Consider the following 21,561-nt stretch of genomic DNA (forward strand, 5'->3'; position numbering starts at 1 on the left):
TGTCGTCGCCTTTCTTTGAAAACCCTGTTCGTAATAAAACGGGGTTTTTTATTCTAATTTTGGTTAAATGAAGATTTAACCAAAAAAAGGTACCTTAGCTCAGATGGTAGAGCAATGGACTGAAAATCCATGTGTCCCTGGTTCGATCCCTGGAGGTACCACATAATGCTCGGATGGTGAAATTGGTAGACACGCTGGACTTAAAATCCAGTGAACAGCAATGTTCGTGCGGGTTCAAGTCCCGCTCTGAGTACTAAAAACTTCAACTGGTTTTACTAGTTGAAGTTTTTTTTCGAATAAAAATAAAGAATGCTGGTCATTTGTAATAAACTTTATAATAAGAGCGCATTATTTTAATCGAAAAAAAAAGTATTGATTAGCCTAAAGTTTTGAAAGAGCCGGTTAATTAGAAAATAATGGACGCATAGCTCAGCTGGATAGAGCACCTGCCTTCTAAGCAGGCGGTCGAAGGTTCGAATCCTTCTGCGTTCACAAGAAGCCACTCTAACTGAGTGGCTTTTTTGTTTTAAATATTTTTATTAACGCAGCTCAGCAGGATAGAGCATCCCGATTTCCAATCGGGACGGTCGAAGGTTCGAATCCTTCTGTGTTCACAAGTAGCCACTCTTACGGAGTGGCTTTTTTGTTTTAAGTATTTTTATTAAGGCAGCTCAGCAGGATAGAGCATCCCGATTTCCAATCGGGACGGTCGAAGGTTCAAATTCTTCTGCGTTCACAAGAAGCCACTCTTACCGAGTGTTTTTTTTGTTTACATAATTTTTGATAATCTAGCCCAGTTGGATGGAATAGTTTGACTTTTAATAGAGATGCTGAATCGCTCGAAATTTCATAGCTACTACAATCCGCTCAGATAGAATAATTTTTCGTTTAACTCCGTTTACATATTGTTTGTCAGGTAAGTTTAGCTTTAAATGGAAATAAACAGGTGTTTATACTTGGTTGAAAGAATTGAAGAATTCATATTTTTAAAACTTTCTTATGATAAATGAGATTGTCTCTACAGGATGAAGTGAAGGCACTATTTGAATAGTAAAAGATAGATTATGATTGTTAAACCAGGTGATTTTTTTTTCGGCTTAATGGAATTTTTGGCTTATATAGTTCCGGGTTTTGTCCTGTCTATAACGTTACCTATTTATCTAAATATTGGAATTCCTTGCTATTTGGATGTGAAAAGAGATGATCCTACAATATTTTCATGGATTGCATTTATTTTGATTTCATATATTGCCGGGCATTTTATTCATCATTTGTGTGCAATGTTATTGAATCCGTTGTATAAAATTAGCTACGAAAAAATCAAACAGAAAAAATATCATGAATTTTTAAATTTGGCAGAAAATGTAATTAAAGAGAGATTTTCTTTTCATTCTGATTATTTGAAAATAGCAGAAGGCTTCCTTAGGTTAAATCATTCCGGATTGGTAGCCGAAATAGAGGTGTATGAAGCCAATTCTAAGCTGTTTAGGTCTCTTACTGTATTAGGAATATATTTGTGTTTTTTCCCAAAGATGCCCATAGCTGTAGTCGTAATTTTGGTGATTGCATCGTTTTTCTCATTTTTAAAATTTGCCAACCAGCGATGGACCTATCGGTTTGTTGTTTATGAGTATTTCTTGCTTGAGAAATCAGATCAGTAAAATTTGTTGTGTGCATAGAAGTTTGTTGTGAAATTTTTTCAAGATTCAATTAGTGTGTTAAGTAAATGGTTTTGTTTATATTTACTTCTTTCAACATATATTTATCATGAAATTAAGTTCGTCTTCCGCTCATACTTTAGTATTTCTGTTTTGTCTTTTCTTTTATGGACTTTCTTCAAATGCTCAAAATGAATCTTATTCATCTGAGGATAATGAAGAAATTGCCGATACCACTTTTGTAAATTTAAGGGAATATAGTAGCGATTTCGTTTATGATATGAAGTATGCTACCGAAGATAATTTTTTGAAAGCTAAAGTCTACGATTGTGCTGAATGTTTGTTGCGCTATAAAACGGTAAAAGCTCTTATAGCGGCAAATAGAGATTTTATGAAGGATGGATGTAAAATAAAGATTTTCGACTGTTACAGGCCTTTATCGATTCAGAAAAAGATGTGGGAGATTGTATCGAATCCGGAGTATGTGGCAGATCCAAAAAAAGGCTCCATCCATAATAAAGGAGGAGCCGTTGATATAACTTTAGTGAATGCTCAAGGTGAGGAACTGGAAATGGGAACTAATTTTGACTTTTTTGGCATCGAGGCAAGTCATAATTATAGAAAATTTCCGGTCTCAGTTAAAGCAAATCGAAAATATTTGAAAAAAGTGATGTTGAAAAACGGATTCAATTCTTTTGATTCGGAGTGGTGGCATTATAATTTAAAGACAGGTTTAAAGGATAAAGTCTCGAACCAAAAGTGGAAATGCGATTAATTATTCAACACATCTTATGTTTTCCATAAAATAAGTATTCGGGTGGTAAACTTTACCGTTCAGTTCAGAGGTTAATTCTCTTTTTACAATGTAATCTTCTATATTGGTTAGATATTTTATACGCATAATTGAAACAGGGGATTTTTTGAGCTCTTCAAAACCTTCTTTCATGAACATAAAAATTCCCGTATTGATGCGATTATCGAACCCTTTTTCGTCATGGATAAGTGTTCCACAGCTTTCTTTATCAATATGAATTAATGTTACGATTTTCCCGTTTTCTAATTGTAAAAAAACTTTTGAATTTTTATCAAAGCAGTTGGCTTTTATAAAATCTTTACTTTTTTGGATAAGCTGCAAATTTAAGGTCGGCAGACCGTCAGTTTGTGCCAGCGCGAAGAAAACATAATCAAAAGTACCTCCAAAGTATTTTTCGCTGATCATGTAGTCGTTTGTTACTTTATAAGTCCCTAAGGAGTCGGTAACATTCGCACTATATTCACATGGTTTTTGTGCAAAGGCGGTTAAGGTTAGTAATAAAAAGGTTAGTGTAATTAGTTGTTTCATTTTTAAGTTATTTTTCTGCAAATTAAAACTATTTTGTTATCATTTTTATCAGTTGTAAAAAAACAATACAAATTTCCGCCGTTTTTTATTTTCCATTTTTTTCGAATGTTTTCTACCGTGTCCGGAAAGTTTCGTGTTGTGATATTGGCCTGCTGATTGGCAAGTTCAATTTTCATCTCATTCTTGCTGTATGAGATTGTTTTTTCGATTTCAAAACGTCGTCCGGGAAACTCGATTAAAGTTTCTGAGGTATAGAGATGAGAATGTTTATGAAGTTTGTTGATCTTAAAAATAGTACTTACTTCATCGAATCCTCCTGATTTCATAATAGCCGAATTGGGCTCGTAAACGTATTTTTGAGGAAGCTCGTAAGAGGGAAAACCAATTTCATTTCCTAAAATAAAATCAAAAGTCTCGATTTTATCTTTCAGAATATTGGCCGTTTTTATAGTGATTTCGCCGGAATAATTTTTATGAATCTCAAAAAGCAATTCTTTTACTTCGTTTTCAAGGGCAATAATATGGATGTTTTTAACAAATTGAAGTTCCGATAATCCTGCAGAAAGATCTAATAGCGGAGCCGTTTTTATTAAAATGGATTCTGTTTTCTCAAAGTAAAAATTGAGCAAATCAGGAACATTGGGTAAGCAGTCTTTCAGCATAAAAACTTTACCTTTAGCGTCGTTTCTACGGGACGGATCAATATAAATCCAATCCCACTTTTTATTGAATTGATTTAAAACTGAAGTAGAATCATCTGCATAAAAAGTACAGTTTTCGACTTTAAGCTGTTTGAAATTATGTTTTACAATTGCCGATAAATCGTTATTTATTTCGCAATGCGCTATGTTTTTGAATTTTTGAGAGAAATAGTAATCATCCACACCAAAACCTCCTGTAAGATCAATTAAACTTTCTCCGGAAATTAAAGATGCTTTGTAAGCGGCAGTTCTTTCGGATGAAGTTTGTTCAACCGATATTTTGGAGGGATAAATAATATTTTCGGCAGCAAACCAGGTAGGCAACTTGTCTTTTGCTTTCGATTTTGCTTCAATCTGATTTAAAATTACAATCCATTCTATTTCAGGAAATGGATTTTTCTGAAGCGCTAATTTTGTAATCGGGACACCACTATTTTGAGTTATGAATTCCTGAATGTTTGGGGCTAAAATAGCAGTATTCAATGTTAAATTCTTTCGGTTAATACAGAGACAATTTTGTTGTCAGGAAAAAATTCTTTTAAAATTACTTTCACCATGGTAAAGGCCGGAATGGCAATAATCATCCCAACAATTCCAAAAGTAATTCCGCTGATTAAAGTAATCAGGAATATTTCTAACGGGTGCGAATTTACGCTTTTTGATGAGATTATGGGTTGACTGATGTTGTTATCAATAGCCTGAACCAACAGAAACCCTATAAGTACATAGATTGTTTTAGGAAGTATTTCCGATTGAAAATCACTTCCGATCATACTAATCATTGTTAAAAGTCCTGCCAGTATGGTTCCTATAATTGGTCCTATATATGGGATAACATTCAAGATGGCACATAAAAAGGCAATAACAAAGGCATTTTTATTTCCAAAAATCATTAAAACAATTAAATACAGGATAAATACAACCGTTAACTGCAGTAATAGCCCAATAAAATAACGGGTTAGGAAATGGTTTATTTTGGTTATCGAATTTAAGATTTTGTCTTCATTGGTGTCAGGAAGGATTTTTCGGGCACTAACTTTAAAGGCATCCTGATCTTTGATAAAGAAAAAGGTTATAAAAAATACAGATACCAATCCCATTCCCATATTGGCCATGAACCCGATAATTGAATTCAGGAAACCAGTAAAGTAGCTGAAATCGATTATGGATGTGATTTTGGATTCTTTTAAAACCTTATCGAGATCCAGATGTTGTATATTAAAATAATTTTCAATACTGCGTTCTGTTTCGAGAAATTGCTGTTGCAGATTTTGAGTATCAAGTAAGGATAGATTATTGGCTTGCGAAATGATTAACGGCACAAACAGTAGAATAAAACCAACAATTGCAAGTATGAATAAGATTAGCGCTGTGGTTGCAGCCAGTGAATTACTGAACTTTAATTTATTCTTTAAAAATTGAATTAACGGATTGGCAATTAAACACAATAACAGCGAAATGCACAGATAGACAATTACAGTCTGGATTTGGTATAGAAAATACAGGACAGCCGCGACAATCAGGATTGTTGTTAAAGCTCGTAAAATTCCGTTAGATATTGTTTTCGATGTTATCATGATTCGGTTTTAGATGATAAATATAGGAAAAAAGCTTTTGAAATTTTGAAGTAAACGAAAAAAAGCGGGATGTTGCCATCCCGCTTTTCAGTTTGTTTTTTATACTTGTTTGGTATTAGATTCCAAAAGAAGCTCTTGGACCTCCGGTAACAAATATAGCAGCCATTCTGCTTTTTTGTCCTTGAGAGAACATATACATAGCGTTGTCATCAACGTAATCCATATAGTTCATTGTCATTTCAACAGGAGTTCCTGAACAAGTGCTATAGTGAGGATATGCTGGTACACCATAGTTTGCAGTGTTGTGTGTAGGAGTATCTGAAACTAAATCACTTCCACAAGTAGCATCTCCCCAGATGTGACGTAAGTTCATCCAGTGTCCTACTTCGTGAGTAGCGGTTCTTCCTAAGTTAAACGGTGCATTTGCTGCTCCGGAAAGACCAAAATATTTCGGGTCAACAACAACTCCGTCTGTAGCAGAAGCTCCTCCAGGAAATTGTGCATAACCTAAAATACCTCCTCCGATAGTGCAAGACCACATGTTTAATTTTGTTGTTGGAGAAGTTGGTGCAAGACCACCTTGAGCAGTTTTCTTCATAGCATCGCTTGTTCCCCATGAAGTTTTGGTAGTAGATTTTCTAATTACCTGATCTAAAACGAATGTAATTCCAACATTTGCTTTTACACCAGAAAAAAGAGCTGGTACACTATTGTAATCTGAATTTAATGCATTGAAATCTTTATTTAAGACATCAATTTGTGTTTGAATTTGCGCATTAGAAATGTTTTCTGCTGCAGTTCTGTAAAGAACATTAACTACGACCGGAATTTCAATTTTACCGTTTACAAGACGTTTGGTAAGGATTGCATTTTCAGTGAAAGCGTTGATTTCGTTCATTCTGATTGCTAAAGTTGGATCAGCTTTCAGTTGAGCTTCTAAAACTTCCTGACTTGCGCATCCGCGATGTGCAATAGCTTCAACTTTTGAATCCGCAGATTCTGATTGGTCGTTTTGGCAAGAAAACAGCACTAATGCTGTAAATGCAGTAACAATGATTTTTTTCATAATAACTTGGGTTTTTGTTATAAAAAATTTGTTTTGGTTAATTATAATGCAATTTTATAACAAAAAAATTATTGTAACAAAATATTTACATAATATTATTTGTGAGAATTTTACAAACCCTTGTACAATCTAGTTCTTACAAAAAAATAGCAAAAATAATTAAGAAGTAATTTCGTACAATGCTGTTTTTGAGAATGTTATTGTGTCGATTTTTATCGTTTATAGAAGATTTTTTTGACAAATATTACAAAGTGAAATTTTCGTAAGTATTTATACGTAAGAATAACTGTTAAATTAATGGTAATTTTGAATCAAATTAGCCATGAAATTCCATCCGACTGTCTTACATGTCAAACAATAATTCCTGGTATTTCTTCATTTGGAGTAAATCCGGAAGAAACAACAAAAGGTAGTATCAAAATAAGTTGTATACTTGAGATTTAAAATGTGAAAAAAATTAAAAAGAAGTAATTTCATAAAGGGCAATACTTGCCGCTTGTACAACATTCATACTGCTGTTCTTTCCAAACATATTGATGTGTACAATTTGGTTTGAAATTTTTAAAAGCTCTTCAGAGATTCCGTTAATCTCACTTCCAATTAAAAGTGCAATTTTTTGATTTTCAGGAATTAGAACTTCTCTTAGCGGTTTGCTGTTGCTTGCGATCTCTAAAGCAATAATTTCAAAATTATTTTGAAGCAGATAGTCCGCCAGATCGGCTGTTTCTTCAATGATGGTGTGGGCTACATGAAGATGTGTACTTCGTGAAGTTTTGTTGATTTTTCGGGGAGTTAACGGAATATCTTTTCCTAAAAAAATGATATTTTCCACTCCAAATGCCTCACTGATTCTAAAAAGAGAACCAATATTCTGCTGAAAATAAATGTGATCACAAACTAATGTTATCGGAAATGTTTTTCGTTCAAATTGATTTTCTTCGTGAGTAAGCTGCACTTTCTAAAATTTAATAGGTAAAAATATAATTGATGATGTTGGCTCCCATTTTTAAGGCTTTGTCTCTAACCGGAGCAGGGTCATTGTGTACTTCGGGATCTTCCCAGCCATCTCCTAAGTCACATTCATAAGTATAAAGTAATACCAATTTGTTTTCGACAAAGATACCAAAGGCCTGAGCACGTGTTCCGTCATGTTCGTGGATTTTTGGCAGACCATTTGGAAATGGGTAAGGTTTTTGGAATATGGGGTGATTTGCAGGAATTTCGATTAAGTTATTGTTTGGAAATATTTTTTTAATCTCTTTTCGGATGTATTGATCCATTCCGTAGTTGTCGTCAATATGCAGAAAACCACCACCATTTAAATAATTTCTAAGATTACTTACATCAGCATCGCTAAAAACAACATTTCCATGTCCGGTCATATGAACAAACGGATAAGAGAGCAGATCCGGATTACTCGGTTCAACTGTTGATGGTTTTGCTTTTATTCTCGTATTGATGTTAGCATTGCAAAACTTAATTAAATTAGGTAATGATGTTGGATTGGCATACCAATCACCGCCACCGCTATATTTTAACAACGCAATCTCCTGCGAAAAGGAAGAGATTGAAACCATTAACAACAAGAGAAATACTTTTTTCATATCATTTAAGTCGTGGGATGTGAGTTATGGGGTATGAGTTATGAGTTATGAGTTATGAATTATGGGGATAACTATAAGCGGTAAATTTAAACAATTTCAAATTTTCGGTTAAACAGCAAAACAAATAAACAATTAAACAGTTTAACAATACCGGGTTTAATTTTCATTAAAAAACACTACACTATGACAAGCTACAATTGCAGCAGTCTCTGTTCGCAATCGGGTATTTCCTAAAGTAACGGGTTGGAATTTGTGTTCTAACGCCAGTGCAATTTCTTTTTCAGAAAAGTCTCCTTCCGGGCCAATAAGCAGGGTAACACTTTCATTGGGCTTCAAAACTTCCTTTAAAGATTTTTTATCGGTTTCTTCACAATGCGCTATCAATTGCAGACCATCGTTTTTTTGTTTGATGAATTCTTTAAACGAAATAGCTTCATTTAATTTAGGCAGATAGGTTTCGTTGGATTGTTTCATTGCCGATAAAATAATCTTTTCAAAACGCTCCGGATTAATTACTTTTCTTTCTGAACGATCACAAAAAATAGGGGTGATTTCCTGAATTCCTATTTCCGTAGCTTTTTCCAAAAACCATTCAAAACGATCATTCATTTTGGTTGGTGCAACCGCTAAATGCAGTCTGAATTTTGGAGCAGACGATTTTTTGATCGAAATGACTTCTACTATACATTTATTGTCTGATGCTAAAGTAATTTGGGTTTCAAACAACAAGCCCGAACCATTGGTTACGTGTAGAATATCGGAATCTTTTTTGCGTAAAACTTTTATAATATGACGGCTTTCTTCTTTGTCAAAAGAAAAGCGTTCTGTAGATTCGTCGATATCAGGATTGTAAAATAATTGCATAATTAAAATTGGATTCGCGCTTTCGAAACTACTGCTGAAGTTTCGAAACGTTTTGATAAATATTTTTGATACCCCACAATTCCTATCATGGCGGCATTGTCGGTAGTATATTCAAATTTTGGAATGAAGGTTTTCCATCCGTATTGGGCTTCGCTTTCTTTCAATCGGGTTCTGATGCCTGAATTAGCTGAAACTCCTCCGCCAATGGCAATTTGTTTGATTCCGGTTTCTTTTACCGCTAATTTCAATTTGTCCATCAAAATTTCGATAATGGTATGTTGAATAGAAGCACAAATATCATTAAGGTTCTCTTCAATAAAATTAGGATTTTCAAGTTTATTTTTTTGAATAAAATACAAGATGGCCGTTTTTAGTCCGGAGAAACTAAAGTCAAGTCCCGGTACTTTTGGTTTGGTAAAAGTAAAGGCTTTTGGATTTCCTAATTTTGCATATTTGTCGATCAGCGGCCCGCCCGGATAAGGAAGTCCAAGGATTTTGGCACTCTTGTCAAAGGCTTCGCCAACGGCATCATCAGTAGTTTCACCAATAATTTCCATATCAAAAAAACCGTTTACTTTAACAATTTGAGTATGCCCCCCGCTAATGGTGAGCGCCAGAAAAGGAAATTCCGGTTTATCAAACCCTTCTTCATCGATAAAATGTGCTAAAATATGGGCATGCATATGATTTACAGCAATTAGCGGAATTTTGAGCGCTAACGACAATGATTTACTAAAAGAACTGCCTACTAATAAAGATCCCATTAAGCCCGGACCTTGCGTAAAAGCGATAGCAGTTAGTTGATCTTTTTGTACATTTGCCTTACGAAGCGCGGCATCAATTACCGGAACAATATTTTGCTGGTGTGCTCTTGAAGCTAATTCAGGAACAACACCTCCATATTGATTGTGAATTAACTGATTGGCCACAACATTTGAGAGTACTTTGTCGTTATGTAGGACCGCGGCAGCAGTATCATCGCATGAACTTTCGATGGCTAGAATAAAAACCTCTGAATTTTGCATATAAAAGCACGATTTTTGAATTATATTTGACGAATCAAATATTTGATTTTCTTTTATTATAAGGAGAAGCCAAAATTAAAGAATTTTTATCAAAAACAGCCGTTCTTTGTCTGTTCAAAGTAAATTTAAAAGAAAACTAAAATATAGCAGCTATCAGAAAAGTAAAGAAAATAATATCTCGAACCCTAATTGGTTTAATTTTACTTTTGTTAGCACTTGCTATCATCTTGGCTTTACCTGTGGTTCAGACCAAAATAGCGAGATACGTTACAGAATCTTTAAATACTGATTTTAAGACTGATATTAGTGTTGAAAAAGTTGCCATAAATATTTTTGGAGGTGTAAAACTCAAGAAGGTTCTGATCCGCGACCATCATAAGAAGACTTTAATCTATTCTGATATAATTACCACTGATATTCTTAGCATTAAAAGATTATTAGATGGTGATTTGCTTTTTGGAGATATTAGGCTGACCGGTATGATTTTTAATCTCAAAACGTATAAAAACGAAGACGAGAATAATATCAACAAGTTTATTAAGCTGTTTGAAACAGGAAAAAAAACACCAAAAACCAACAAGCACTTTTTGCTGACAGCCAAGAATGCTTACATATCTCAGGGGGCTTTTTCTGTTGTGGATGAGAATAAAAACACGCCAAGATTTCTTGATTTTAAAAAGTTGAATGCGTACATCAGCGAGTTTAAGTTATACGGACCGGATATAAATACAAATATTCACCGATTTTCATTCTTAGATCATCGTGGCTTGTATGTGTCAAACTTTGCAGGGAAGTTCAGTTACACTAAAAAGCAGATCAAGGTTGAAAATCTGGCGATAAAGACTAAAAGATCTTCTATTTACGGAAAAGCGATTTTGAACTATAAAATAGAGGATTTTCTACATTTTACCGATAAAGTAAAGTTTGATGTAGCTTTAGATTCTGCTTCCATTGCGTCAAATGATATTCGCTATTTTTATGATGGCTTGGGAAAAAACCAGCATTTTAAAATTAAAACAAAAATAAAAGGAACCTTGAATGATCTTAATTTAAGACGTCTTAGATTGAGTGATACTAATGGTTCAAGAATCTTTGGAACAATTAACTTCAAGAATCTTTTAGGAAGCAAAACACAGAAGTTTTCTATGGATGGTAAGTTCGAAAAACTGGTTTCGAGTTACGATAATCTGGTCGTTTTATTGCCGGGTATTTTAGGTAAGACACTTCCAAAGGAATTACGACGAATTGGTAAATTCAATATCGTTGGAAAAGCGAAAGTTTCGACCACAGCCTTAGAAACCGATTTTAAAATGATTACCGATTTAGGTAACGGTCAGGTCGATTTGCACATGAATCATATCGATTTTATTGACAAAGCTTCGTATTCCGGAAATGTAATTCTGGAGAATTTTAATATTGGTGCGGTATTGAATCGTAAAGATATTGGAAGAACGACTTTGAATGTAGATGTAGACGGGGTAGGGTTTACCGAAAAATACCTCAATACCATTGTTAAAGGAGATATCGCAAAATTAGATTATAATAAATACACCTACAATAATATTGTTGTAAACGGGAATTTTAAATTGCCTTATTATAAAGGACAGGTTTCTGTAAATGATCCAAATTTAAGTTTACTGTTTGATGGAATGGTCGATTTAAGTAAGCGTGAAAATCGCTATGATTTTCATATTAACGTAGACAATGCCGATTTACGTAAACTTAAATTTATAAGCGATTCTATTTCACATTTTAGAGGAGATGCCGTTGTAGCAGTGACCGGAAATTCCATAGAGAATTTACAGGGAACGATTTCGATCAAAGAGGCTGTGTATCAAAACCCTCAGGACACCTATGTTTTTGATGATCTTACAATCAACTCACATTTTGATGCCGATAAACTGCGAACAATTACTATTGGTTCTAATGACGTAGTAAAGGGGGAAATAGTAGGTAAGTTTCAGTTTGCACAACTGGACAAGCTGGTCATGAATTCAGTGGGAAGTTTGTACACCAATTATAAACCTTACAAACTTAAGAAAGGGCAATTTTTGCGTTTCAACTTTCATGTGTACGATAAGATCGTGGAAATGTTATATCCGGACATTAAAATTGATTCAAGTACCACAGTGAGAGGAAAAATTGATTCGGATCTTCAGGAGTTTAAATTTAAGTTTAATTCTGAAAAAATTGTCGCTGCCAAAAATACCTTTGACAATATTCGAATTACGATCGACAATAAAAATACGCTTTATAATGCTTATGTAGAGCTGGACAGTATTAAAACACCTTATTATAAAGTACGTGATTTTAATTTGATTAACGTTACGGCTAAAGATACTCTGTTTGTAAGATCCGAATTTAAAGGAGGGGATAAAGGGGAAGATTATTATAATCTGGATCTCTATCATACTATCGATAAAAATAAAAACAATATCATAGGGATTAAGAAGTCTGAGATGAAATTTAAAGACTATTTATGGTATTTAAATGAAGATGCTGAAAAAGACAACCAGATTGTTTTTGATCAGTATTTTAAAAATTTCACTATTGATAATATTGTATTGTCTCATGAGAATCAGAAAATAGATTTGAATGGTGTCATAAAAGGGAAAGATTATAAAGATTTGGTGTTGAATTTTGAAGATGTGGATATTAATAAAATCACACCTTTTAATTCTAAGTTCGTATTTAATGGTAATTTAAATGGAAATGTAAATTACAAACAGAATAAAGACGTTTATCAGCCCACGGCCTCTATTGTGATTGATCATCTGAATCTGAATAAAACGGATTTAGGTACGCTTAATTTTGATATTGCGGGAGATGAAAGTTTTAAAAAATTCACTATCAATTCTTCTATTCAAAACGGATTCACAGAGTCGTTTAAAGCAGAAGGAACTTTTGCGGTTGAAAATAAGGAGACCTTTTTAGATTTGAGTTTGAAACTTGAAGGATTTAATCTGGCGACCTTAGGAACAGTTGGAGGTGATGTGCTTTCTAATGTTAGAGGATCGGTTTCAGGGAATGCCGCCGTGGTGGGGAATCTGAAAAAACCTGAAATTAACGGACGTTTGTATGTGGAGAAAGCCGGGATGACCATTCCATACCTGAATACAGATTACGAATTAAGCGATCGTACCGTGATTGATTTAACAGATGAAAAATTTCTGTTTAGAAACAATCAGCTGACTGATACCAAATATGGGACAAAAGGGTTGTTGAACGGTAGTATTGAACACCATAATTTTGGCGACTGGAAGCTGGATTTAAATATTACGTCTAAGCGATTGCTTGCTCTGGATACTAAAGACAGTGAAGATGCCGCTTATTTTGGTACGGCTTTTATAAATGGTACTGCCAGTATTAAAGGTCCTACAGAAGGATTGTTTATAAAAGTAGAAGCGAAATCAGAAAAAGGAACTCAGGTTAAGATTCCTATAAACAATGCCCAGAGTGTTGGAGAAAGCAACTGGATTCATTTTGTAACACCGCAGGAAAAGTACAATCTGGCAAATGGTATACTTGAAAAGACTAAGAATTACAACGGATTGGAACTGGAGTTTGATTTTGATATTACTCCCGATGCCGAGGTAGAGGTAATTTTAGATCGAAGTTCCGGACATGGTATGAAAGGAAAAGGATACGGATCGTTATTATTTAAAATTAATACACTGGGTAAATTTAATATGTGGGGGGATTTCCAGGCATACGAAGGAACTTATAATTTTAAATACGGTGGTTTAATTGATAAAAAATTCTCCGTTAAAAAAGGAGGATCTATTATTTGGGAAGGAAACCCAATGAAAGCACAATTGAATCTGGAAGCTGTCTATAAAACAACTGCAAATCCGGCTGTACTGTTAGACAATACTTCTTCATTCAATAAAAAAGTACCGGTCGAAGTGGTAATTGGATTACGTGGAGATTTGGCCAGTCCGGAACCTAATTTTGACATACAGTTCCCTTCTGTCAGTACCGTGCTTAAATCAGAGATACAATATAAGTTAGACGATAAAGACATTCGTCAGACTCAGGCTTTATATTTACTTTCTACAGGCTCGTTTATGAGTACAGACGGATTTAGTCAGGGTGATTTTTCAGGAACCTTAACTGAAACCGCTTCCAGTTTGTTAGGGGGTATAATAAAATCAGATAATGATAAAGTCAATATCGATCTGAACTATATCTCAGCTGATAAAAGACTTGGGCAGGAGGCCGACGGTCAGTTTGTAGCGAATATTTCTTCTCAGATCAATGAAAGAATTACAATCAACGGAAAACTTGGAGTTCCTGTAGGTGGAGTAAATGAATCTGCTATTGTTGGAGATATCGAAATCCTGTATAGAGTTAATGAGGACGGATCAATGAATCTTCGTTTGTTTAATAAAGAAAATGATATTAATTATATAGGACAAGGGATTGGTTATACACAAGGTGTTGGTATTTCGTATGAAGTAGATTTTGATACTTTTAGCGAGCTGGTCAATAAACTTTTCAAAAATCATAAGCTGGAAAGAGCGATCAAAAATTCCACAAACGATTTGCAGGACAACAACCTAAATCCTGATTTTGTTAATTTCTCGAATAAAAAGAACACAGATAAGAACAAAAAGAAGGAGGAGAAGAAAGAGAAAAAAGAAGAACCAAAAGTTCCTCCACCCATAAATAATGAAGGATTAATTCCTGACAATGACTTTTAGAAGATTTGTTAAAAAGATACAGATAAAAAACCATTCGTTACTGCGAATGGTTTTTTTGTTTTAATTTTAGAGACTTGCTTATTTTTTGCTAATAAGGATTGCCGTCAAATTTTATAACACTTCAGTAATGTATTGTTAATTTTAAATATTCAATTTAAATAGGCGACATTTATTATGGAGAATGAAATTTTTACTTTAGAAAAACTTATTAACGAAAACGTTTGAATTTAACATATTTTGCTAATTTATTATAAAGATAACCCGATAAGTGGTGAATGTTTGCTAATTTTACACTTTAATACTTAAATAATGCCAAAAACGATAAAAAAAGTTGGTGTTCTAACATCAGGAGGTGACTCACCAGGAATGAATGCCGCAATACGATCAGTTGTTCGAACATGTGCTTATCATAATATAGAATGCATAGGGATTTATAGGGGATATCAAGGAATGATTGAAGGTGACTTCAAAGAAATGGGACCCCGTAGCGTAAATAATATTGTGAACAAAGGCGGAACGATTTTGAAATCAGCTCGTTCAGTTGAGTTTAGAAGCCCGGAAGGTAGAAAAAAAGCGCACGAAAATCTTTTAAAAGCCGGAGTAGATGCTTTGGTTGTTATTGGAGGAGACGGAAGTTTTACCGGAGGATTAATTTTTAATTCAGAATACGGTTTTCCGGTAATGGGAATTCCAGGAACAATTGACAATGATATTTTTGGAACCAGCCATACTTTAGGTTATGACACAGCCTTAAATACTGTTGTAGATTGTATCGATAAAATTAGAGATACTGCAAGTTCGCATAACCGTCTGTTTTTTGTAGAGGTAATGGGTAGAGATGCAGGTCATATTGCTCTTAATGCCGGAATTGGAGCCGGTGCAGAAGAAATTCTTATTCCTGAAGAAGATTTAGGTTTAGACCGATTATTAGATTCTCTTCAAAAAAGTAAAGCTTCAGGAAAATCATCAAGTATAGTAGTTATTGCCGAAGGAGATAAAATAGGTAAAAATGTTTTCGAATTAAAAGATTACGTTGAAGCCAATCTGCCGGAATACGACGTTAGAGTATCTGTATTAGGACATATGCAGCGTGGTGGTTCTCCATCTTGCTTTGACCGTGTTTTAGCAAGCCGTTTGGGAGTAAAAGCGGTAGAATCTTTAATAGAAGGTAAATCAAATTATATGGTCGGTTTGCAGGCTGATAAAGTTGTTTTGACACCTCTTGAACAAGCAATTAAAGGTAAATCTGAGATTGACAGAGAATTGTTAAGAGTGTCCGATATCATGTCGACATAAAAAAAGTTTAAAAAAGGAAAGAAGTTTATTGTGAGGAAATTAGACTTTGAATTAGTGTAATAAAAAACAAAAAATTAAGTAAAATGTCAAAAGTAAAATTAGGAATAAACGGATTTGGACGTATCGGAAGAATCGTTTTTAGAGAAACTTTCAATAGAGATAATGTAGAAGTAGTAGCAATCAATGATTTGTTAGATGTAGATCACTTGGCTTACTTATTAAAATATGATTCAGTTCACGGACGTTTCAACGGAACTGTAGAAGTAATAGACGGAAAACTTTTTGTAAACGGAAGAAACATCCGTATCACTGCTGAAAGAAATCCTGCTGATTTAAAATGGAACGAAGTAGATGTAGATGTAGTTGCTGAATGTACTGGTATCTTCACAACAATCGAAACTGCAAACGAGCACATCAAAGGTGGTGCTAAAAAAGTAATTATTTCTGCTCCGTCTGCTGATGCACCAATGTTTGTAATGGGAGTAAACCATGAAACAGCAAAAGCTACAGATTTAGTGGTTTCTAATGCTTCTTGTACAACAAACTGTTTAGCTCCTTTAGCTAAAGTAATTCACGATAACTTCGAAATTGTTGAAGGTTTAATGACAACAGTTCACGCAACCACTTCAACTCAAATGACAGCTGATGGTCCTTCAAGAAAAGACTGGAGAGGCGGACGTGCTGCAAGCATTAACATCATTCCTTCTTCAACCGGAGCTGCAAAAGCAGTTGGAAAAGTAATTCCGGCTTTGAATGGAAAATTAACAGGAATGTCTTTCCGTGTTCCTACTGCTGACGTTTCTGTAGTAGATTTAACTGTAAAAGTGGCTAAAGAAACTTCTTATGAAGAAATTATGGCTGTTTTGAAAAATGCTTCCGAAACTACAATGAAAGGTATCTTAGGATATACAGAAGATGCAGTTGTTTCTCAGGATTTTATTTCTGATAAAAGAACTTCAGTAGTAGATGCAGGAGCTGGAATCGGTTTAAATTCAACTTTCTTTAAATTAGTATCCTGGTACGATAATGAGTACGGATATTCAAGTAAATTGATTGATTTGTCTGTGCATATCGCAGGTTTAAAATAATAATATATATTTTTGCAAAATCCCGTTATTGAATAGTAATGGGATTTTCTTATTTTGTTGCTTCTTTAATTAAGGTAAAAACACATTTTTTATTTAGCTAAAGAAAGACTAATCCAAAAACTAAATAAAATGAAATTAATAGTTGATAGTGGATCTACTAAAGCCGATTGGATTGCAATTGATGATAATGGAAAAGTATTATTCACCACACAAACTTTAGGATTAAATCCTGAAATTCTTGACGGTCCGGAGATAGTAGAAAGATTAAACGATCGTTTTGATATTCTGCAAAATAAAAAGAACGCGACGCATTTGTTTTTTTACGGAGCAGGTTGCGGAACAGAGAGAATGAAAATAGAACTTTCCCGAATATTTCAGGAATATTTTGAGAATGCAATTGTAGAAGTTCAGGAAGATACTTATGCAGCGGTATATGCAACTACTCCAAAAGGAGAAGCTGCGATCGTGAGTATTTTAGGTACCGGTTCTAATTGCAGCTTTTTTGATGGTAAAGTATTGCATCAAAAAGTTCAGTCACTTGGGTTTATCGCAATGGACGACTGCAGTGGAAATGTTTTTGGAAAAGAATTAATCAGAAAGTACTACTTCAATAAAATGCCAAAAGAACTGGCCGTTGAATTTGAGAAAGAATATAATTTAGATCCTGATTTTATCAAAAATAAATTGTACAAAGAACCAAATCCAAACGCCTATTTAGCGACCTTTGCAAAGTTCCTGATCAAGCATAAAGACACTGAGTTTTGCAGAAAAATTATCTTCAAAGGAATGAAATCTTTCGTGAAAAACTACATCAAGCAATTTGACAATTGTAAAGAAGTTCCTGTTCATTTTGTGGGGTCAATTGCTTTTTATTTAAAAGACGAATTGCAAGAAACTTTTGATAAATATGGACTTCAATTGGGTAATGTTTTAAGAAGACCAATTGATGGGTTAATTGCTTACCACGTTGCAAATCAATAAATAAAAATAGAATATGGAAATTGCTATCATAGCTCATGATGGGAAAAAAGCAGACATGGTTCAGTTTTTGAATAAAAACAAGGCCTTACTGCTTCAGGAAAACATTAAATTAATCGCAACGGGAACTACGGGGAGTAAGGCTGAAAACGCCGGTTTTAAGGTGAAAAGAATGCTCTCAGGACCAATGGGAGGTGATGCGCAAATTGCTGCGAGAGTGGCAGAAGGAAAGACGAAAATGGTTTTCTTTTTTAAAGATCCGCTGGCAAGCCATGCTCACGAAGTAGATATCAATATGCTGATTCGTGTTTGTGATGTTCATAATGTACCTCTGGCAACTAATGAAGCTTCGGCGCAGTTACTGCTTAATGCCATTGCGCTGCAATTATAGAATTTCTAATTTTAGATATAAAAAAAACCGTTACAAGTTGTAACGGTTTTTTTGTTTCAGGTTTCAAGTTTCAGGTTATGCTCAAAGTGTCAAACTTGAAACTTGAAACTTGAAACCTGAAACTTGAAACAATTTTTATTGTACTGCAATTATCGAAATTTCAACATTTACATTTTTAGGTAAACAAGCAACCTGAACAGTTTCACGAGCAGGAGCCGTTTTTTCGTCGAAGTAAGAACCGTAAACGGCGTTTATAGCGGCGAAATTATTCATGTCCATGATAAAAATGGTAGCTTTTACTACATTTTCAAAAGACATATCGGCAGCTTCTAAAATGGCTGCAATATTTTCCATTACTTGTTTAGTTTCATCATTGATATTGTCTGTTACAAGTTCGCCGGAAGTCGGATTGATCGCAATCTGACCTGATGCATAAAGTGTGTTTCCTGATAATACTGCCTGATTGTAAGGACCAATTGGAGCCGGTGCCTTTTCGGTAAAGATGATTTTTTTCATAATAAATTATTTTTATTCGATGGTTTATCGATTTGAAGTACTACGCTTGTTCCATTTAATATCACTCAACATTCCGGATTTAATTCCAATAAAGAAGTTCCAGTTGGAGTTCGGACCAATTGGAGTCCAGTTAAAGGCCATTCTCCAGCTTAATAAGTCTCTTTCAAAACGAAATTGTGTAAAAGTAACCCCTTTTTGTACAAAATCGTAACCTGTAGAAACTCCGCCTTTCCATTTAGGAGTAATATCCATATTAGCAGATATCATGATCGAGTTTCCACTAATTTTATTTTCCCTAGCGGCATTCGAGTAGGTTAGGGAATATGCCAAAGTCATATCCCACGGAAGTTTAGAGCGGAAAAATTCAGTTATCACATCTTTATCGTCATCTTTTTCGTTGGCAAACTGACTATTTCTGCTATCGTTTAGATCCGTATTTGTTCCGAACAAGTCGTCATTACGACCACCATTTCGCTGGCTTTGTGTGTTCTTTTCCTGTGCATTGCCTCCCTTGTTCGAGAAGGAATAGTTTACGGTAAGGTTGGCACTCGTTAATCGGAATAAACTTCCTCCATTATCAATATTAAAGACATTCATTACGTGCCCTGCATTGTCAATCGCATACGGGTTTAAAACAGCTCCGAAATTCAGGTTCATTTTGTTGTCCAAAAGCTGCGTTCCACCACTTACAATCACCGGCTGCCAGGCTAAAGTTTGCTTTCCGTCAGCATTGAAATTATAACTGGTGCTGAAGTTTAAGTTGTTTAGTAACATGATTTTTTTCGGCTCTGTTTTTGTGCTGTCACGATCTCTTACCTTGGCTTCAAAAGTATTACTTAAAGCAAACGACACAATATTAGAATTGCTGTTTCCGGGAGCGCCAAAAATACCATTGTCAAATCTGGAGTATGTATTGATTTTTCCGGTTGCGTCTACTGTATAATTGTCGTAATACTGATCAAAACTTGGCGTGTAAGAATACGTCATAGTGGGTCTCATGACGTGACGTATGGATTGAATTTTTTTGTTGTCACCAAAATTAAAAGTACCGTAAATGGTAGTTCCTAAATTGGTACTGAAATTATAAGTTCTGTAAGCATCAAAACCATTAACAGTTGTGGTTACGGCCTGCCCTTTAGTAGCATCGTATTCTCTCTTTTCGGTTTTAGTTACCCAGGTTTCCTGATAATTGGTAGAGGCTCCGGCACTAAAGTATTTAAACAATTTAAAGTTAGTACTGATAGGAATACTGTGTTGCATTCCAATCTTAGCATCTCTAAACATCTGTGGTTTGAAAAACAGGGAATCTGTTGTTGAAATACTGTTTTTCCCGCTTAAATTATATTGTAAATTGATGTTTTTTATGAATCCTTTTTTAACGCCGTCTTTTCCAACAAAAGGATATACACGATCCACACTTGCCTGTAAGGTTGGTAAGGTCATGTCGATTTTTTCCGTTTGAGTATTTTGCGAGTGCGTGGCAGTTAACGAAATACGTGCCTGAGGAATTGTATTGAATGTTTTGCTGTAGGAGATGGAAGAGTTTAAAGTGTTATTTAAATTAGATCCTGCGTTCGCCTGATTAATAGATCGCTTGAAGTACTTACTACTACCCATGTTTACAGAGGCAGAAAAAGTAGAGTTAGGGTTTGATTTTGTATCTTTTGAATGCGACCACTGAATGTTGTAGATTTTTTCTTTAGAATAATCAGGATAACCACGCTCACTGTTGATTAGATTTTCATAACGAATGTTAAGATTTCCTCTGTATTTGTACTTCGCTGCATATGTCGATTCGAAACGCATGGCATAACTACCATTGGTATAATAGTCACCCAGAACCGTCAGATCATAATTATCACTCAATGCAAAATAATATCCTCCGTTTTGTAAAGAGAAACCTCTTGTGTTTGAGTCGTTGTAACTAGGTAAAATAATACCCGAAACACTTTTTTCCTGACTCATCGGGAAATAGGCGAAAGGCAATGCCAGAGGGGTAGGAACATCTGCAATGACCATATTGGTTAAACCGGTAATTACTTTTTTACCAGGTATAAATTTTACTTTATTGGTCTGAAAATAGTATTCCGGATTGTCAATGTCTTTTGCGGTTGTAAAACGGGCACCGCGTAAAAAGTAAACCGAGTCGTTTTCTTTTTTGGTAATGGCTGCTTTAATCTTAAACTCACCTTGTTCTGTTCTCGAATTATAGATCAGAGCCTTTTTTGTTTTAAAATTAAATCGGATAGAGTCGGGCTGAACTTCGCTGGCTCCTTGTTTGAAGTTTGGATATTGTATCAAAACACCTGCCGAATCCCGAATACGTCCGGCATAAACCTCTTCCTTCTCCATGTTTAAAACAATGATACCCGATTTTAATTCGACATCTTTGTAATAAAGTTCGGCTTCATTATATAAGGTAAGAGTTTTTGCTTTTTTATCGTATTTAGCGTAATCTTTAGCTTTATATTTGGTAACAGCGTCCAGAAAATTCTTTTTTGCCTTAACCGTATCCAGCTTTATAGTGTCTGAAACAGTAACCTCAGGTTTCTCTGTTGTAGTGCTTTTGGGTTTATCTGTTTGTTTTACAGTAGGTAAAGGCTTTTTTTTGTTTTTTATCTCTTGCGAATATAAATTACCACATCCTAAAGTTAGGAAAAATGATAATAAAACGATATTAAATAAGTTTGTATGCAAAGGTTTAAATGCTATTTTTGTAAAATTATGGCTTGTTTTTTGACATGTCAAACTT

General features: G+C 34.6%; 17 protein-coding genes and 3 tRNA genes. 10 read left to right on the plus strand and 10 right to left on the minus strand.

All coding sequences use genetic code 11. From position 1 onward, the window contains the following. Window positions 1–88: 88 nt before the first annotated feature. The 5 genes from B0A80_RS08020 (at window position 89) to B0A80_RS08050 (ending at window position 2,433) form a co-directional block, all read left to right on the plus strand. Window positions 89–161: transfer RNA gene (locus B0A80_RS08020), tRNA-Phe, on the plus strand. Window positions 162–167: 6 nt separating this feature from the next. Continuing rightward, window positions 168–253: transfer RNA gene (locus tag B0A80_RS08025), tRNA-Leu, on the plus strand. A 165-nt stretch (window positions 254–418) separates the two neighbouring features. Further along, window positions 419–492: transfer RNA gene (locus tag B0A80_RS08030), tRNA-Arg, on the plus strand. A gap of 572 nt (window positions 493–1,064) precedes the next feature. Continuing rightward, window positions 1,065–1,661: a hypothetical protein gene (locus B0A80_RS08045; protein ID WP_089076961.1), complete on the plus strand. Its 597-nt coding sequence runs from the start codon at window positions 1,065–1,067 to the stop codon at window positions 1,659–1,661. Window positions 1,662–1,767: 106 nt separating this feature from the next. Then, complete coding sequence (locus tag B0A80_RS08050) at window positions 1,768–2,433, plus strand: M15 family metallopeptidase (RefSeq protein WP_089076962.1); 666 nt, start codon at window positions 1,768–1,770, stop codon at window positions 2,431–2,433. On the opposite strand, the gene B0A80_RS08055 is transcribed toward B0A80_RS08050, so the two are convergent. The 8 genes from B0A80_RS08055 to tsaD form a co-directional block, all read right to left on the minus strand. Continuing rightward, window positions 2,434–3,000: a hypothetical protein gene (locus tag B0A80_RS08055; RefSeq protein WP_070908898.1), complete on the minus strand. Its 567-nt coding sequence runs from the start codon at window positions 2,998–3,000 to the stop codon at window positions 2,434–2,436. It abuts the gene before it with no gap. Between the two features lie 2 nt (window positions 3,001–3,002). Further along, on the minus strand, window positions 3,003–4,184 hold the full coding sequence (locus B0A80_RS08060) for a THUMP-like domain-containing protein (RefSeq protein ID WP_089076963.1): 1,182 nt from the start codon (window positions 4,182–4,184) through the stop codon (window positions 3,003–3,005). Between the two features lie 2 nt (window positions 4,185–4,186). Beyond that, window positions 4,187–5,278, minus strand: a complete 1,092-nt coding sequence (locus tag B0A80_RS08065) for an AI-2E family transporter (protein WP_089076964.1) — start codon at window positions 5,276–5,278, stop codon at window positions 4,187–4,189. Window positions 5,279–5,393: 115 nt separating this feature from the next. Then, window positions 5,394–6,344 carry a zinc metalloprotease gene (locus tag B0A80_RS08070; protein ID WP_089076965.1) on the minus strand — a complete coding sequence of 317 codons (951 nt, stop codon included), beginning with the start codon at window positions 6,342–6,344 and terminating at the stop codon, window positions 5,394–5,396. A 457-nt stretch (window positions 6,345–6,801) separates the two neighbouring features. Next, window positions 6,802–7,299 carry a TrmH family RNA methyltransferase gene (locus B0A80_RS08075; protein ID WP_017497666.1) on the minus strand — a complete coding sequence of 166 codons (498 nt, stop codon included), beginning with the start codon at window positions 7,297–7,299 and terminating at the stop codon, window positions 6,802–6,804. A 10-nt stretch (window positions 7,300–7,309) separates the two neighbouring features. Next, complete coding sequence (locus B0A80_RS08080) at window positions 7,310–7,948, minus strand: DUF4159 domain-containing protein (protein WP_089076966.1); 639 nt, start codon at window positions 7,946–7,948, stop codon at window positions 7,310–7,312. Window positions 7,949–8,104: 156 nt separating this feature from the next. Next, window positions 8,105–8,812 carry a 16S rRNA (uracil(1498)-N(3))-methyltransferase gene (locus B0A80_RS08085; RefSeq protein ID WP_017497664.1) on the minus strand — a complete coding sequence of 236 codons (708 nt, stop codon included), beginning with the start codon at window positions 8,810–8,812 and terminating at the stop codon, window positions 8,105–8,107. 2 nt (window positions 8,813–8,814) lie between these two features. Then, entirely contained in the window at window positions 8,815–9,837 is a 1,023-nt protein-coding gene (tsaD, locus tag B0A80_RS08090; RefSeq protein WP_089076967.1) for a tRNA (adenosine(37)-N6)-threonylcarbamoyltransferase complex transferase subunit TsaD, read from the minus strand. Between the two features lie 206 nt (window positions 9,838–10,043). On the opposite strand from tsaD, the gene B0A80_RS08095 reads away from it, so the two are divergent. The 5 genes from B0A80_RS08095 to B0A80_RS08115 all read left to right on the plus strand — a co-directional run bounded on the left by B0A80_RS08095 (window position 10,044) and on the right by B0A80_RS08115 (window position 18,293). Beyond that, window positions 10,044–14,540, plus strand: a complete 4,497-nt coding sequence (locus B0A80_RS08095; RefSeq protein ID WP_233430727.1) for a translocation/assembly module TamB domain-containing protein — start codon at window positions 10,044–10,046, stop codon at window positions 14,538–14,540. A 309-nt stretch (window positions 14,541–14,849) separates the two neighbouring features. Further along, complete coding sequence (gene pfkA, locus B0A80_RS08100; protein WP_017497661.1) at window positions 14,850–15,836, plus strand: 6-phosphofructokinase; 987 nt, start codon at window positions 14,850–14,852, stop codon at window positions 15,834–15,836. A gap of 83 nt (window positions 15,837–15,919) precedes the next feature. Then, entirely contained in the window at window positions 15,920–16,924 is a 1,005-nt protein-coding gene (gap, locus tag B0A80_RS08105) for a type I glyceraldehyde-3-phosphate dehydrogenase (RefSeq protein WP_017497660.1), read from the plus strand. Window positions 16,925–17,053: 129 nt separating this feature from the next. Next, window positions 17,054–17,905: an N-acetylglucosamine kinase gene (locus B0A80_RS08110; RefSeq protein WP_070908889.1), complete on the plus strand. Its 852-nt coding sequence runs from the start codon at window positions 17,054–17,056 to the stop codon at window positions 17,903–17,905. A 13-nt stretch (window positions 17,906–17,918) separates the two neighbouring features. After that, window positions 17,919–18,293 carry a methylglyoxal synthase gene (locus B0A80_RS08115; RefSeq protein WP_017497658.1) on the plus strand — a complete coding sequence of 125 codons (375 nt, stop codon included), beginning with the start codon at window positions 17,919–17,921 and terminating at the stop codon, window positions 18,291–18,293. Between the two features lie 135 nt (window positions 18,294–18,428). On the opposite strand, the gene B0A80_RS08120 is transcribed toward B0A80_RS08115, so the two are convergent. Further along, on the minus strand, window positions 18,429–18,809 hold the full coding sequence (locus tag B0A80_RS08120; protein WP_070908887.1) for a RidA family protein: 381 nt from the start codon (window positions 18,807–18,809) through the stop codon (window positions 18,429–18,431). A gap of 24 nt (window positions 18,810–18,833) precedes the next feature. Continuing rightward, entirely contained in the window at window positions 18,834–21,557 is a 2,724-nt protein-coding gene (locus tag B0A80_RS08125) for a putative LPS assembly protein LptD (RefSeq protein WP_026110113.1), read from the minus strand. Window positions 21,558–21,561 lie beyond the last annotated feature (4 nt).

The sequence above is a fragment of the Flavobacterium tructae genome (assembly GCF_002217475.1).
Taxonomy (GTDB): domain Bacteria; phylum Bacteroidota; class Bacteroidia; order Flavobacteriales; family Flavobacteriaceae; genus Flavobacterium; species Flavobacterium tructae.